The organism is Hymenobacter bucti (genome assembly GCF_042681145.1).
Classification (GTDB): Bacteria; Bacteroidota; Bacteroidia; order Cytophagales; family Hymenobacteraceae; genus Hymenobacter; species Hymenobacter bucti.
In genome coordinates this window covers 103,718-118,544 of record NZ_JBHUFD010000005.1, presented here as the reverse complement: position 1 = coordinate 118,544, position 14,827 = coordinate 103,718, and the positions used below count along the sequence as shown (strand labels likewise).

General features: G+C 58.8%; 15 protein-coding genes. 11 read left to right on the top strand and 4 right to left on the bottom strand.

Going from position 1 to position 14,827, the window contains the following annotated elements:
* Window positions 1-104 precede the first annotated feature (104 nt).
* The 9 genes from ACFSDX_RS12700 to ACFSDX_RS12660 all read left to right on the top strand — a co-directional run bounded on the left by ACFSDX_RS12700 (window position 105) and on the right by ACFSDX_RS12660 (window position 8,278).
* Complete coding sequence (locus ACFSDX_RS12700) at window positions 105-911, top strand: enoyl-CoA hydratase/isomerase family protein (protein ID WP_382314002.1); 807 nt, start codon at window positions 105-107, stop codon at window positions 909-911.
* A 96-nt stretch (window positions 912-1,007) separates the two neighbouring features.
* Window positions 1,008-1,475 carry a sterol desaturase family protein gene (locus ACFSDX_RS12695; protein WP_382314000.1) on the top strand — a complete coding sequence of 156 codons (468 nt, stop codon included), beginning with the start codon at window positions 1,008-1,010 and terminating at the stop codon, window positions 1,473-1,475.
* 187 nt (window positions 1,476-1,662) lie between these two features.
* The gene (locus ACFSDX_RS12690) at window positions 1,663-2,583 is read left to right on the top strand and encodes a MerR family transcriptional regulator (protein ID WP_382313999.1); all 921 of its coding nucleotides are present in this window, start codon (window positions 1,663-1,665) and stop codon (window positions 2,581-2,583) included.
* Window positions 2,584-2,736: 153 nt separating this feature from the next.
* Window positions 2,737-3,297, top strand: coding sequence for a sigma-70 family RNA polymerase sigma factor (locus ACFSDX_RS12685; protein ID WP_382313997.1), 561 nt, complete (start codon window positions 2,737-2,739; stop codon window positions 3,295-3,297).
* A 147-nt stretch (window positions 3,298-3,444) separates the two neighbouring features.
* Entirely contained in the window at window positions 3,445-4,914 is a 1,470-nt protein-coding gene (locus tag ACFSDX_RS12680) for a phytoene desaturase family protein (RefSeq protein WP_382313994.1), read from the top strand.
* A 130-nt stretch (window positions 4,915-5,044) separates the two neighbouring features.
* Window positions 5,045-5,890, top strand: coding sequence for a phytoene/squalene synthase family protein (locus ACFSDX_RS12675; RefSeq protein WP_382313991.1), 846 nt, complete (start codon window positions 5,045-5,047; stop codon window positions 5,888-5,890).
* An 86-nt stretch (window positions 5,891-5,976) separates the two neighbouring features.
* On the top strand, window positions 5,977-6,570 hold the full coding sequence (locus ACFSDX_RS12670) for a hypothetical protein (protein ID WP_382313989.1): 594 nt from the start codon (window positions 5,977-5,979) through the stop codon (window positions 6,568-6,570).
* Between the two features lie 85 nt (window positions 6,571-6,655).
* Window positions 6,656-7,510, top strand: coding sequence for a 4-hydroxy-3-methylbut-2-enyl diphosphate reductase (locus ACFSDX_RS12665; RefSeq protein WP_382313988.1), 855 nt, complete (start codon window positions 6,656-6,658; stop codon window positions 7,508-7,510).
* A 30-nt stretch (window positions 7,511-7,540) separates the two neighbouring features.
* Window positions 7,541-8,278: a fatty acid desaturase gene (locus ACFSDX_RS12660; protein ID WP_382313985.1), complete on the top strand. Its 738-nt coding sequence runs from the start codon at window positions 7,541-7,543 to the stop codon at window positions 8,276-8,278.
* Window positions 8,279-8,475: 197 nt separating this feature from the next.
* Here ACFSDX_RS12660 and ACFSDX_RS12655 read toward each other — a convergent pair whose 3' ends face one another.
* The 4 genes from ACFSDX_RS12655 to ACFSDX_RS12640 form a co-directional block, all read right to left on the bottom strand.
* Window positions 8,476-8,850, bottom strand: a complete 375-nt coding sequence (locus ACFSDX_RS12655; RefSeq protein WP_382313983.1) for a heavy-metal-associated domain-containing protein — start codon at window positions 8,848-8,850, stop codon at window positions 8,476-8,478.
* Window positions 8,851-8,982: 132 nt separating this feature from the next.
* Complete coding sequence (locus ACFSDX_RS12650; protein WP_382313981.1) at window positions 8,983-11,286, bottom strand: TonB-dependent receptor; 2,304 nt, start codon at window positions 11,284-11,286, stop codon at window positions 8,983-8,985.
* Between the two features lie 109 nt (window positions 11,287-11,395).
* Window positions 11,396-11,866 carry a hypothetical protein gene (locus ACFSDX_RS12645; protein ID WP_382313978.1) on the bottom strand — a complete coding sequence of 157 codons (471 nt, stop codon included), beginning with the start codon at window positions 11,864-11,866 and terminating at the stop codon, window positions 11,396-11,398.
* Between the two features lie 171 nt (window positions 11,867-12,037).
* The gene (locus ACFSDX_RS12640) at window positions 12,038-13,036 is read right to left on the bottom strand and encodes a hypothetical protein (RefSeq protein WP_382313976.1); all 999 of its coding nucleotides are present in this window, start codon (window positions 13,034-13,036) and stop codon (window positions 12,038-12,040) included.
* A gap of 358 nt (window positions 13,037-13,394) precedes the next feature.
* Between ACFSDX_RS12640 and mraZ the strand changes: the two genes are divergently transcribed.
* On the top strand, window positions 13,395-13,880 hold the full coding sequence (gene mraZ / locus ACFSDX_RS12635; protein ID WP_382313973.1) for a division/cell wall cluster transcriptional repressor MraZ: 486 nt from the start codon (window positions 13,395-13,397) through the stop codon (window positions 13,878-13,880).
* Entirely contained in the window at window positions 13,877-14,824 is a 948-nt protein-coding gene (gene rsmH / locus ACFSDX_RS12630) for a 16S rRNA (cytosine(1402)-N(4))-methyltransferase RsmH (RefSeq protein ID WP_382313971.1), read from the top strand. The genes mraZ and rsmH overlap by 4 nt, the downstream gene beginning before the upstream one ends.
* The last annotated feature ends 3 nt before the right edge of the window (window positions 14,825-14,827 follow it).

Genomic DNA, 14,827 nt, shown 5'->3' with positions numbered 1-14,827 from the left:
TTGCCCTAGGTACCACCGGCGTGCGCCGGGGCGTAGCGAGTATATTGCGCATAGCTGGCTTTGCGCATGTCATCTGCTTATTAACTTTCGTCGTATTTATTGTTATGGAAAATTATCCAACCCAAGAACTACTGGCTCTGCGTTTTTTGCAGTACGAAGTCGAAGGCCGCCTAGCCTACATCACGCTCAACCGCCCCGCCAAGCGCAATGCCCTGAGTGCCGACGTGGTAACGGAGCTAAAGCACGCCTTCGAGACTGCCGAAGCCGACGAGGAGGTGAAGATTATTATCCTGCGGGCCAACGGCGATGTATTCTGCGCGGGCGCCGATATCAAGTATCTGCAAGAGCTGCAAGCCAACACCTACCAGGAAAACCTGGCCGACAGCACGCACCTCATGCAGCTGTTTCACCAGATTAATACCCTCAAGAAGGTAGTAATCGGGCAGGTGCAGGGCCACGCTCTGGCGGGTGGCTGCGGCCTGGCCGCCCTCTGCGATTTCACCTTCGCCGTACCCGAAGCCAAGTTTGGCTTCACGGAAGTAAAAATCGGTTTTCTGCCCGCCATTGTGAGCGTATTTCTGGTGCGCCGCCTCGGCGAAACCCGTGCCAAGCAGCTGCTGCTCAGCGGCGATATCTTTTCGGCGCAGCAAGCGCTCGACTATGGCCTCATCACCTTTTTAGTGGACCAGGATGAGCTGACCGACGCGGTGCGCGACTACGCCCTGCGCCTAGTGCGCGAAAACTCGGGCAACAGCATGGAGATGACCAAGGAGCTCCTGGCCCACCTGCCTGCCCTCAGCCTCGAAGAAGGCCTGCGCTACGCCGCCCAGCGCAATGCCGACGCTCGCGCCACCGACGACTACCGCCGGGGCATCGCCGCGTTTCTGAACAAAGAGAAGATAGACTGGTAGTTATTCTTTAGCTGTTAGCCACAAGCTGTTAGCTGTTGACTCTCATTGAGTTTGCACCTTACCGGCCAAAAGCTAATAGCCAACAGCTAATAGTCAATGGCCCACTTACTTATCACGCTCGCTACCTTCGCCTTCATGGAATTTTGGGCGTGGTTCATGCACAAATTTGTGCAGCACGGCCCACTGTGGGTGCTGCACCGCTCGCACCACGTGCGGCCCAGCCCCCGTCCCTTTGAGCGAAATGACTGGTTCTTCGCCATTTACGGCGCTATTTCGGCCGTGTTGTTCATCACTGGTAGTAACGGCGACCGGTGGTGGTTTTGGGTGGGCGTCGGCATCGCGGCCTACGGCTCGGTGTACTTTCTGGTGCACGACGGCCTGATTCACGGCCGGCTGCCGTTCTGGAAAAAAACCGACAACGTGTACCTGCGGGCCCTTAAAATGGCCCACAAAATGCACCATAAAACCCAGGGCCGCGACCACTCCGAAGAGTTCGGCCTGCTCTGGGTGTCACCCAAATACCTGCGCTTGGCGCGGCAGCAGGCCACCCGGCGCCAGCAATGAGCCGATGGGCGCGTGCCCGGCATCTTCAAAACTATTTGTTAAGTTTGTGGCTTATTCAATTTGACACAACCAACTATTTTTATCTTTTATTCAAGCACTGACTTATTGCATAGGTCCTTTTCGTGCGTGGCTCATCGAGCAGCCTTGTCGGCAGGAAATTTTAGTTATCTAGTTATTCTTCAAATCCGTGGCTCGTTATTCTATCAGCGATTTAGAGCAGCTCTCTGGAGTTAAGGCTCATACCATTCGCATCTGGGAGCAACGCTATAACCTGCTGAGCCCCAGCCGTACTACTACTAACATCCGCACCTACGGTGAGGCTGACTTGCGCCGCCTGCTCAACGTGGCGGCGCTGTGCGCGCGCGGACAGCGAATCTCGCAGGTGGTACGCCTGAGTGAAGACGAATGCCAGACCGCCGCCATGTCGCTCTGCAACGAGGTGCAGCCCGCTGACTTCGCGCGTCTCAACGCCATGCTGGGCGCCACCCTCGACCTCGATGAGCCCCGCCTGCACCGCCTTTTCGACGAGGCCATTGGCCAGCTTGGCCCCGAAGATGCCCTGTTGCGGCTGGGTTACCCGCTGTTGCAGCGCCTAGGGGTGTCGTGGAAAGAGGGCTCGCTAAGCGTGGCTCAGGAACGTCTGGTGACGCAGTTACTGCGCCAAGAGCTAATGGCCTCGGCCGATGCCCTGCCCCTCATTCCGCTCAGCCAAACCGATGCGCGGCGCTGGCTGCTCTTTCTGCCCGAAGGCGAATGGAACGAGTTGGCACTGCTCTTTATGAATTATGCGCTGCGGGCGCGGGGCCAGCAGGTATTGTACCTAGGCCCCAACTTGCCGCTGCCCGATGTGGTGGCGGCAGCCCAGGCTTTCCAGCCCACGGTGCTGGCCACGGTGCTCACGATGGCCCCAACCAGGGGCCAAGTACAGAACTACGCCGACGAGCTGCGCAAACAGTGCCCCGAAGCCACTTTACTGCTGTTTGGAACGCTGGCGGTGCAGGCCAAAAAGCTGCCGGAAGGTTGCCTGCCAATGGCGTGCCTACACGAATTCAGGGATTTAATTCCTGTTATAAATCAAGTAGTTGAGGCAGAATTAACAGAAAAGTAAAGCCCGAGCACGGCCTCTGCGTCTCTTATTTGCGTACCTGGCGGGGCTACGCAGGTCGGCGCTGACATTCTAAAAAAAACTGCCACCATCGAGCCGTTTTTCTCACTTGTCGTCTACCTTTGTTTAAGATTCTGCTACGAACCCTTCAACAATATGACTTCTCTGGAATTCACTTCCCAAGTGCAGAAAATATCTTCGTCGCTCCGTCCCGTGGCGATGAATCTTACCCGCGATGCCGACGATGCCAAGGACCTAGTTCAGGAAACTCTGCTAAAAGCGCTGCTCAACAAAGATAAATTTAAGGCTGGTACCAATTTGAAGGCGTGGTTATACACCATCATGCGCAACACCTTCATCAACAACTATAACAAGATTACCAAGCGCAGCTCGAACATCGATTCGACTGAGTATTTCCAGTACTTTAACACCGACGAAAATTACATCACCCACAACGGGGCAACGACCGACTTTGTGGTGCGCGACATTAACGAGGCTATCGCTAGCCTGGGCTCGGACTACCGCACGCCGTTCATGATGTATTATATTGGCTATAAATACCTGGAGATTGCGGAGAAGCTGCAAATCCCAATTGGTACGGTCAAAAACCGCATTCACATTGCCCGCAAGGACTTAAAGGCTGCGCTGCAAGTGTACGCGCCCGCTGGCGCCGACCGCGCCGGGGTTGTGGCTCTTGATGAGCCAGAACAGGACTAACTTACGGCTGCGTTTTGGGTTGTAAAGAGCCGCACCTTCCGCCAGTTCGGAAGGCGCGGCTCTTTTTAGTGATTAATGGTTAGGGACTAGTAAATAACCAAACCAAGGATAATTAATCACTAGTCCCTAATCATTAACCACTAAGAAGTGTCTCAAGCAGTAGTAATAGGAGCTGGATTTGCGGGGCTGTCGGCCGCCTCGTTTTTGGCAAAGGCCGGCTGGCAGGTAACGCTACTCGAAAAGAACGAAGGCCCTGGCGGCCGAGCGCGGGTATTTGAGGCCCAAGGTTTTACGTTTGACATGGGCCCGAGCTGGTACTGGATGCCCGGCGTGTTTGAGCAATACTTTGGGCAGTTTGGTAAGCGGGTAGCGGACTACTACGAGCTGCTGCGCCTCGACCCGTCGTACCAAGTGATTTTTGGCGAAAACGATACCCTAGGGATTCCGGCGGGCATGCCGCAATTGCGGCAACTGTTTGAGAACCTGGAGCCCGGTAGCGCGGCCCGGCTCGACGAGTTTTTGGCCCAGGCGGCGTATAAATACGAGGTTGGTATTAACAAATTTGTGCATCTGCCCAGCCGTTCGGTTACGGAATTTATCGATTGGGATATCGTGAAGGGCGCCGTGCGGCTCGACTTGCTGCAAAGCATGGCCAAGCACGCGCGCAAGTTCTTCAGCCACCCCAAATTGCTCAAGCTCATTGAGTTTCCGGTGCTTTTTCTGGGCGCTACGCCCGAGAACACGCCGGCGCTGTACTCGCTTATGAACTACGCCGACCTGGCCCTAGGTACCTGGTACCCCAAAGGCGGCATGCATCAGATAGTGCGCGGCATGGTGGCGCTGGCCGAGGAACTGGGCGTTAAAATTGAGTATGACCAGGAAGTGCGGGAAATTGTAGTTGTAAATGGCCGTACCACCGGCGTGCGCACCGCCACCGGCTTCTGGCCCGCCGATGCCGTAGTGGCCGGCGCCGATTACCAACACATTGAGCAGCAGGTGTTAGCTCCTGAGTATCGGCACTACACGCCGGCTTACTGGGATTCGCGCACGATGGCGCCCTCGTCGCTGCTATTCTACCTAGGTGTAAACCGCCAGCTAAATAACCTGCTGCACCACAACCTCTTCTTTGACGAAGATTTTTCGCAGCACGCCCACGAGATATACGAGGCGCCGCAGTGGCCCAGCCGGCCGCTGTTCTATGCTTCGGTGCCGAGCAAAACCGACCCCACGGTAGCGCCCACTGGCCAGGAAAACCTGTTCCTGCTCATCCCGGTGGCGCCCAACCTCGACGACCCCGAGGCCACCCGAGAGAAGTACTACAACTTGCTGATGGACCGGCTCGAAAAGCACTGCGGCCATTCTATTCGCGAGCACGTGGTGTACAAGCGCAGCTACGCCCACCGCGACTTCGTGGCCGACTACCACTCCTTCAAAGGCAATGCCTATGGCCTGGCCAACACGCTGAAGCAGACGGCTATCCTGAAGCCCAGCCTCAAAAGCAAGAAGGTGAGTAACCTCTACTTCACGGGCCAGCTAACGGTGCCCGGGCCGGGGGTGCCGCCCTCTTTGATTTCGGGCCAAGTGGTGGCGGGCGAAGTGCTGAAAGAAATTAAGTAGCTCATCCACGGCGTGCTCTTCAGCTGAGCGGCCTAGGTCGGCGATAGCCAGAACAATTGGCCCGAAAGCAGAGTAAGTAAGCAGCAGGGCGCCGTTCTTGCACTTTTGGTAGCCTTTTTAGTTTTCATCCGTGAACCACGAACAGCTATTTACTGACACCAGTCTCGCATGCGCCCAGCTCATTACGCGGCGCTATAGTACGTCGTTTTCCCTCGGTATCCGCACGTTGGATAAGGAGTTTCACCGCGCTATTTACGCCGTGTACGGTTTCGTGCGCTGGGCTGATGAGATAGTAGACACGTTTCATAGCCACGACAAGGCGGCGCTGCTGGCCACGTTTGAGCGCGATACCTACGCGGCCATCGCCGCTGGCTTTAGCTTGAACCCCGTGCTACACGCCTTTCAGTGGGCCGTGAACGAGTATGGCATTGACCATGAGTTCATTGATGCGTTCTTGCGCAGCATGGAAATGGACCTGGAAGACCGCAATTATCGCCAGGAGTTGTACGAAAAATACATTTATGGCTCGGCCGAGGTGGTGGGCTTGATGTGCCTGCGGGTATTTTGCCACCAGCAGCCAGCCGAGTTTGAGCGGTTGCGCGAGCCGGCACGGCGCCTAGGAGCAGCTTTTCAGAAGGTTAATTTCCTGCGTGACATTCGCTCCGACTACGAAGACCGGGGGCGGGTGTATTTCCCCGGGTTGCGCTACGAGCAGTTTGACAACGAGGCCAAGCGGGCTATTGAGGCCGACATCCGGGCCGACTTTGAAGCTGCCTACGTGGGTATTCAGCAGCTGCCGCGCTCGGCGCGGCTGGGTGTGCACTTGGCCTACGTGTACTATTTAAAGCTTTTTTATAAGCTGCGGCAGGCCCCGGCGGCCCAGGTACTGGCCGAGCGCGTCCGCCTTCCCGACAATACCAAGCTCCTGCTGCTCCTGAGTTCGTGGCTGCGGTATCGCCTGCATCTTGTGGGCTAGGCGTGCTGTCCTAGGTTACCTCCTGACAGCGTGCGCAGCTCGGGGCCACCGAACCTTAATGCGGGTAGCGATGTAGCTTTGGGACTATGAGAAAATCGCTGCTTATTCCCTGCTTGCTGCTTGCTGCTACTGGCAACGCTTTGAACAGTAGGCAATTATTTTCAAAATCCAAGCTTTTTTTACCTCATCAATCCTTCATTTTACCTTCCATGTCGCCTTATTCTCCTGCCGCCTTGCGCCACCAATATGAGCAGGCTGCCGCCAATAAAGAGGCTGGCGAGAAATTTTATAACCTGCTGCACGGCTACAAGGCAAACGATGCAGTGGTACTAGGGTATAAAGCTGCTTCTGAGGCTATTAAGGCCCGTGACGCGTCGATGCTGAACAAGCTCACCTACGTGCAGCAGGCGGCTCATACTTTCGAGCAGGCGGTAGCCCTCGACCCTGCTAATGCTGAAATCCGTTTTTTGCGCTTTTCGGTTGAGAGCAACCTGCCTCCCTTCTTGGGTTTGAGCAAGCACGTTGACGAAGACAAGGCATTTTTGCTGGCCGCCGCGCTGCAACACCCCCGCTCGGGGCTCGATGAAGAAGCTTTCCGCACGGTGCGCGGCTTCCTGGTAGGCCGAGGCCACGTATCAGAAGCCCAAGCTGAACAGTTAGCACAGGTAAAAAGTAGTTAAGTCTTTTGGGTAGGTCGTAGATTTAAGGCTAATTACTAGCTTACTAAAGTAACTTTCAGCCAGCCTTTCTAGTTAGTTCGATGATATGCAGTCTGGTTTGCACCTAAGTGTTCGCATCGATTCTAACTCCGGCTTTTGCTTTGGCGTCATCTACGCTATTCAAATGGCTGAGGACCTGCTTGACGAGCAGGGCTATTTGTACTGCCTAGGTGACATTGTGCACAATGATGAGGAAGTGCAGCGCCTAGAAGCCAAAGGCTTGCGCATTATTGATTACGAGCAGTTGGCAGTGCTGCGCGATGAGGCTGTACTTATTCGGGCGCATGGCGAGCCGCCGAGTACCTACCAGCAGGCGATGACCAATAACCTGACCCTGATTGATGCGAGTTGCCCGGTAGTGCTTAAGCTGCAAAATCGTATCAAAACGAGCTTCGACCGGCGTGAAAAGCTCTTCATTTATGGCAAGCATGGCCACGCCGAAGTGCGGGGATTGTTGGGCCAAACCAACGGCAAGGCCATCGTATTTGAGAACCTGGAGGAGCTGCTGCACCATGAGCTGCCCACAAATATTACGCTCTACAGCCAAACGACGAAGAGCACTGAGTCGTTTTATAATATTAAAAACGAGCTGGAAAGTCGGGGTCACCTAGTGACAGCGCACGACACTATCTGCCGGCAAGTGAGTAACCGTGACCTGGACCTGCGGCGCTTTGCGGCGCAGTTTGACCAGATAGTATTCGTGTCGGGCACCAAAAGTTCGAACGGCAAGGTGCTTTACCAAGTGTGCAAGGATACCAACCCGTGCACGCACTTTATTTCTAAAACCGAGGAAATCTGCTCGTCTTGGTTCGGGCCGGGGCAGTCGGTGGGCATTTGCGGGGCTACGAGCACGCCTATGTGGCTCATGGAGCAAGTCCGCGACCTACTCGTGCGGCTGTAAGAACCACGAGCAGCGCTATAGTTTATGCATATGCTTCGCTCCGTTGTTTTGCCCGCGAAAGTGGCTCCTAAGCCGCTGGCGGGCAAGGGTGTGCTTGCCGCCGGGCTCATTATTACGGCCTGGGCCAGCCTGCTGACTTATTTGTTAGCGTTCTACCAGCCCGATTGGCATTCGCCTGCGCCGTACTTGCTGGTGTTGCTCCAAACCCACTTATATACTGGGCTTTACATCACGGGGCACGATGCTATGCACGGCGTGGTCAGCCATGATAAGCGCCTCAACAACGCTATTGGCACAGTGGCAACCTTGCTGTTTGCCTATAATTGGTTTCCAGGCCAACTGCCCAAGCACCATCGCCACCACCACCACGTGGGCACCCAGGACGACCCCGATTATCATCCCGAGGGCCAACCAGGTTTTCTGCCCTGGCTGCTGCGCTTTGCCTGGAACTACGTGACGTGGTGGCAGGTGCTGCTGATGGCCGCTACCTACAACGTGCTCAAAATCTGGTTTCCGCAGGCCAATGTCATTGCCTTTTGGATGGTGCCAGCCGTGCTGGCCACGTTGCAGCTGTTCTTCTTCGGCACCTACTTGCCGCACCGCGGCGAGCACGACGAAGACAACCACCACAAGTCGCGCAGCCAGCGCCAATGGCCCTTGCATGCCTGGGCCTTCGTAAGCTGCTACTTCTTCGGCTACCACTACGAGCACCACGACCAGCCCTACCTGCCCTGGTGGCGCCTATGGCAAGCTAAATCGCAGATTTAACTGATTTAACGGATTGCGCAGATACGCCCGCCTGCGGCGGGCTGACTACTCGCTGGAACTTCTCTTAGAGGGATGGCGGACCTAGAAAACGGAAAAGGGGTGCTTGTGAAAGCATCCCTTTTCCGTTTCCTGTAAAGCCCAACGGGCAGTCAGCCCGCCGCAGGCGGGCGTATCTGCGCAATCCGTTAAATCAGCGATTAGTGGGGGGCGTTGGTTTTTTTGCAGCACTCGGGTAGGCGCTCGTAGGCGCGGTTGTCGGCGGTGGCGTTGTCGGCGTCGTAGCCGGTTTTTTGCACGGCGGTACGCAGGGCGGTTGGCGTGGTTTTGGCCGGGTTGTAAGTGACGGTCAATACCTTGCTAGGTACATCGAGGTGAGCGGCCTGCACGCCTTTTTCGTAGGCCAGGCTTTTTTCGAGGCGCGCCTTGCACATGTCACACACAGCCGAGGTTTTAAACTGCACTTGTTCAGCGCCTTTGGCTTTAGTAGTAGTTGCTACCGGAGCAGTTTGGGCCTGGGCGTCCAGGCCGCTGATGCTCAGCAAAGTGAGCAGAGAAAATGCGAAAGCTTTCATAATAAACGAAACAGTTGAAAGTAAAAAATAAGTGCCACCAACGAGCACAAGCCTAGGCTCAATCTTCTCGGCCCCAGAGTAGTCAGCCTGCCACAGGCAGGCGTATCTGCGCAATCCGTTAAATCTGGGATTCTAATCGATGTGATACCGTAGGCCCGCGTAAGTCATCCGCCCGTACACCGGGCCCCACACCATGGCCGCGTCGAAGCCGGCGCTGAAGGGCGTGGCCGCGTTTTGGATGGGGTCGGACTGGCGGTAGTTGGTGAGGTTTTCGACGCCCACGTACACTTCCAGGCGCTTGAAAGCGCGGGTGAGCTGGGCGTTGAGCAACGCGTAGCGGGGGGCGTATTCGAGGCCGGCGGTGCCGGAGCCGTGCTGGTGGCCCACGTTGCTGCCATCGGCGGGCAGGTGGGCCAGCGGGCGCTCGCCAAACCACTGCACCGTGAAGTCGCCGCGCCATTTATCGAAGGCTGAGGCGTAGCCTAGGTTCAGGAAAGCGCGGTTTTGGGGCGTGAGCGGCTTGGGCAGCAGCTGGCCGGCATAGGTGCTCTGCACATCGAGCCACTTGTAGGCGGCCTTTACCTGCAAGCCCTTGGCGGGCTCGGCCTGCACTTCGGCCTGCAAGCTGCGGGCAAAGGAGCGGGCACCCGGCGTCAGGTTGTCCAGCACGATGTACTGCGGGCTGGTATACATGTCGGCCACCAATTGATTCTGGAAGCTCGTGTCGTAGTAATCGACCACAAACGTGGCCTGGCGCCCTAGCAGCTGGAAGTACTGCGTGAGCGAGCCGCCAATATTCCAGGCCGTTTCGGGCCTAAGATTGGGCGCGATGTAGAACTCGCGGGCGCTGGCCAGCATCGCCGCATTGTCGGCAATGGGGTTGGGTACGCGCAGGCCCCGGCCGGCCGACAGGCGCAGGGCCGTGGTCGGGCGCAGGTCGTACTTAAGGTTGAAGCGCGGCGTCACCTGCCAGCCGTAGAGGTTGTGGTAGTCGGTGCGCAGGCCCAGCACGGCCGTCAGGTTGCGGGCATTATTGTAGGTGTACTCGGCAAAGGCGCCGGGCACGCGCTCGGTGCGGCGGCGGTTTTCGCGGGCCTCGATGAGGGCCGGGGTATCGGTCGAGTAGGTGCGGCCGGTGCCCAGGTGCTCGCGGTAATCGTCGTAGAGAAAGCTGAGGCCCGCGCGGTACACGTGGGTCGTGTTCTGAATAACGCTCTGAAACAGCAACGTAGCTTGGCCCGTGTTTTGGTGGCCATCGTACACGCGCGGCCCGGTGTCCTGCTTAAAGGAATAGGTCGAGTTGAAGTCGTGGCTCGTGCCGTTCACCAGCAGCCCTAGGCTCTGAAAAGGGCGGCCGGGCCAGGCGTACGAAGTGCGCGCCTGGGCCGTGTAGCGGTTGGTCGTTTGGGTGGTACCGTAGTGCTGGCGGTAGGCGTCGGGGGCATCGGGGCGGAAGTCGAGCTGCCCACCCTGCCGGGTTTCGCGCAGCGCGCCCACGCCTAGCTCGGCCACGAGGCCGGTGCCCGAGAGGTACTTCACCTTGTCGTAGCCGTTGAATTGAGTGGCCAGCGGCAGGTCCAGGAAGCCGTCGCCGTTGCGGTCCACGCGGGCGCCTAGGTGGTCGTTGTGCAGCAGCAGCAGGTTGCTCCACTTCTTGTTGAAGCGCTGTGAAGCAATGGCGTTGAGGTCAAATTTGCCGAGGTCGTTGACGTAGGCGTTGAGCAGCAGCTGGTCGGTTTTGTCGGGCTCCTTGAGCTGCACGTTCACCTGCCCCGAGATGCCCTCGTAGCCATTCACCACCGAGCCCGTGCCCTTGATAATGTCGATGCTGCCAATCCAGGGGCCCGCCAGGTACCCTAGGCGGTAGGGCGCCGCCAGGCCGCGCAGGGCCGGCTGGTTGTCGATGGTCAGCAGGGAGTACGCCCCATCGAGGCCTAGTAGCTGAATTTGCTTGGCGCCGCTCACCGCGTCGGCGGTGCTCACTTCCACGGCCGCGTTGGTCTCAAAGCTCTCGGCCAGGTTGCAGCACGCTGACTTGGTAAGGTCGCGCGCGCTGATGGTTTGCAGGTTGCCCACGGCCTTGGCCGAGTAGGCGGGCGGGCGCCCGGTCACGGTCACTTCGCTCAGGGCAGCGCTGCCGCGTAGGCTCACCCGCAGGTAGGGCGTGGTGCTGGCGGGCACCGCCACGGTATCGGCGGTGTAGCCCACTGCGCTGACAATCAGCCGGTGGCTGGCCTGCGCCGGGAAGGGCAGCACAAACGTGCCCGCTCCATCGGTGCTGGTAGTGGGGCCGCTGGCCCCGGCCGGTAGCAACCAGCGCACCACCGCGCCGGGCAGGGGAGCCGCCGCGCCACCCGTTTCGTGCACTTCGCCGCGCACGGCTGCGCCACTCTGGGCCTGGGCCAGCAGCGGTAGGCTGCAAAAGGAAAATAACAAAATGCGCGGAGGTAATCCGCTGATAGTTAGCATACACGTAATAATTTAGTGGATTCTGAAAAATAAATGGTCAACCCAGCTCAGCTGGGCAGGCCTTATCAGAAACCGACTAAACGACGAGCGTGCACACGAGCGCGAGCAGCACGCGCCCCGCCCTAGGTACCCCCGGCGGCGATGAATTGGCCGCGGTGCCCACGGCTACGCCTACCGCCAGCGGGGCCCCGGCCGGCAGCCCGGCCCACAGCGGCGCTAGCAGCAAGGCTGGCGGCAGCAGCTGGGGTGGGGTAGGCAGCCACTTCGCCACGCCCGCGGCGCTCTGGGCATTGAGCTTGTGCTGCGAATGGCTAATGTCGCAGCAGCCACTGGTGCGGCGCTTACCGCAGGGGCGGCCCGGCTTGCCGGGGCCAGGAGTGGTTTTCGCCCCGCGCGAAGCCAGGCCGGGCAAGCTCAGGGCCACCGTGCTGCGTCCACTAATGCGGCAACGGTGGCGCTCGGCCGTGAGCCCCACCGACGCGGCCAGCACCAAAAGCGCCAGCAAGGCGCTCAGCAAACGGTGTTGGTAGGGGAGGGGGCGTGGCATAGTATACAAAAATACGCCAGCCAGAGCGCTTGCCGTGTGCAGCAAACACGCTGGTTGGTGTAAAATTTTGCTGCTTCCCTTAGGTAGTAGTCTCTAGTTCAGGAGTAGTACAAAATACTGTCACGGTTGTCATGCTGAGCTTGTCGAAGCATGACAACCGTAGGTCTGGTATCAGTTGCGACGCTTTCCGGGTTTGCCTTGGCCCTGGTCCTGGCCTAATTTGGGAGATGCCCGCACCTGCTCGTAGGCCAGGCGTTGCAGTTGCACCGCCACGGGCGCCGCGATGCCCAGCGCGGCGGCGGCCTGCTCGCCGCTGCCCAGCTTGCGCGGGTCGTAGCCCGCAACCTCGAGTAGCAGCACGCAAGCATTCAGGTAGGCTCCGTAGGTACTGGGGTGGTAGTGGTCGCGGCCCCACAGGTCGACCTTGCCTGCCTCGGGAGCGTAGGGATTGGGCATGGCTACGCCCTGCTGCACGGCCCGTAGCCAGGCATCGCCGGCCGGCGCCACGCCGGCAAAGTGCCCGTTTTGGGCGGCTTCCCGGTAGTAGGCCGCGTGCAGGTCGTGGGTCATTGAGTCGAGGGGCAGCCCGCTGTAGCCTTTGCCGGCGGGGTAGGTGAGGTCGGCCCGCGCCCAGGTTTCGTAGAGATACACCTGGGCGGCGGGGTTGGCGGTGTGTACGGCCTGCTCGAGGCGGGTGGCGTACTCAAAGAAGCGGGCTGGCTCGCCGCCGTGCCGCGCGGGCACCGGGCCGGTGCTGTAGTCGTGCAGCACCACTTTATCCCACTTGGGCTGCTGAATCACGGCGAGGGCGCTGTCGTAATGAAATTTCAAGGTCTGCCCGCTGATGGCCTCCAGGTGCACGTCGTAGGACAGGCCCGCCTCGTCGGTCATCTTCTTGAAAATGCCCGGAATGCCGCCCCACGGGCGTTCCTCGCGCTCGTACTGGCGGCGCTGCCCGGTGCGGTCGGGCTTAAAGTTCTCGTCGGTAATGGCCGCGGCGTTGTAGCTCAGTACGGGCTGGAAGGCCCCGTGAAAGAAGCTGTTGCCCACGAACAGGATGGTTTGCGGGCGGGCCGGGGCTGGCCGCTGCGCCCAGCCAGGCAAGCCCAGCCAGCACAGCGCACCCGCCAAGGCCCAGCCGCGCAGAGAAGAAAGGGGGTAGGAATTCATAGCTGCAAGTAAGGAATACCAGTGCATAAATCGTCAGGCATAGAGTTGACATCAGTATTCTCAATCTAGGATATAAATGATTGCTCGTTAGTCAAATAGCTAATATTAATGCAACAGCGTTGCTTAAATATTGATGGCGTAAAAAAGTGCGGTGAGCAAAGTCTGGGTCGAGCCGAACCGCCTGCCGAAGGCTGTTTATGTATTGCAACAATGTTTCATAACTAATAAAAAGAAGCTTTAGGCGTTCCTAATGCACTTTTCGCCCTGTGGTAAGAAGTGGTAGAAAGTGGCGGCTTTTTTGAAACGAATCGTACTTTTGTTATTCAGCCCGCACCCTCGTTCGCCGCTTTTTCCTCCCATGTCCCTATCTCTCACCGGCGAATATGACTGCAAGCTCGACCCCAAGGGGCGGCTAGTGCTGCCGGCGAAGGTGAAGGCGGCGCTGCCCGATGCCCATGCCAACCAGCTGGTGCTGGTGCGCGGTCTCGAGCCCTGCCTGGTGCTATACCCTAGGTCGGCTTGGGAGGTGATTCAGGCCCGCGTGACGGCCCTGGACGAGTTTAATGAGGAGTACCGGCAGTTTCAGCGCAATTTTCTGCGGGGCGTGACGGAGGTGGAGCTCGATAATATTGGGCGGTTTTTGCTGCCCGGTTCCATGCGCCGCTACGCTGGGCTGGAGAAGGAAGCCATCATCGTGGGCCTCGGCAACCGCTGCGAGCTCTGGGACCCCACCCGCTACGACGACTACCTGATAAAGGACCCCGGCGAGTTTTCCAAGCTGGCGCAGAAGTTCGTTTCCCTTTCACCCGATACGCCGGGCTCGCCGGCTCTCCCCACCCGATGAGCCTCGCCCCTCGCCCCAACGATACCGCCTACCACCGCCCGGTGATGCTGACCGAGTGCCTCGAAGCGCTGGCCTTGCAGCCCGCGGGCCGCTACGTCGATGTAACCTTTGGTGGGGGCGGCCACTCGGCCCGGATATTGGAGCAACTAACTGATGGCCATTTGTATGGCTTCGACCAGGACGATGCCGCCGAGCGCGAAGCGCAGGTGCTGGCCCGGCCGCAGTTCACGTTCATTCGGGCCAATTTTCGGCAGCTTACCAGCGAGTTGGCTAACCTCGGCGCCCTGCCCGTTGATGGCCTGCTGGCCGACCTAGGGGTGTCGTCGCACCAGTTCGACACGGCGGTTCGGGGCTTCAGCACCCGCTTCGACGGGCCGCTCGACATGCGCATGAACCCCGAGGATGCTACCGCCCCCACGGCGGCCGACGTGCTCAACGACTACGATGAAGCGGCGTTGCACCGCATTTTTGGCATGTACGGCGAGGTCACCAACGCCCGCACGCTGGCCGCTACCGTGGTGCAGGCGCGCCGCCAGCGCCCACTGCGCACCATTCAAGAACTCAAGCAGGCTATTCAGCCCGTTACGGCGCGGGGTAAGGAAAACAAGTACCTAGCTCAAGTATTTCAGGCGCTGCGCATTGAGGTGAACGATGAGCTAACTGCTTTGCAGGAAATGCTGACCCAAACGGCGCAGGTATTGCGCCCCGGTGGCCGCTTGGTGGTGATGAGCTACCACTCGCTGGAAGACCGGCTGGTGAAGAATTTTCTGAGTCAGGGCAAGTTTTTTGGCCAGGCCGAGAAAGACCTGTACGGGCGTACCAGCCTGCCGTTCGAGGCGCTGACGCGCAAGCCCATTGAGGCATCGGCCGACGAAGTTGCCCAGAATAGCCGGGCTCGCAGCGCCAAGCTGCGGGTCGGTGTCCGTACCTCTATTCCTGCGTAAGCT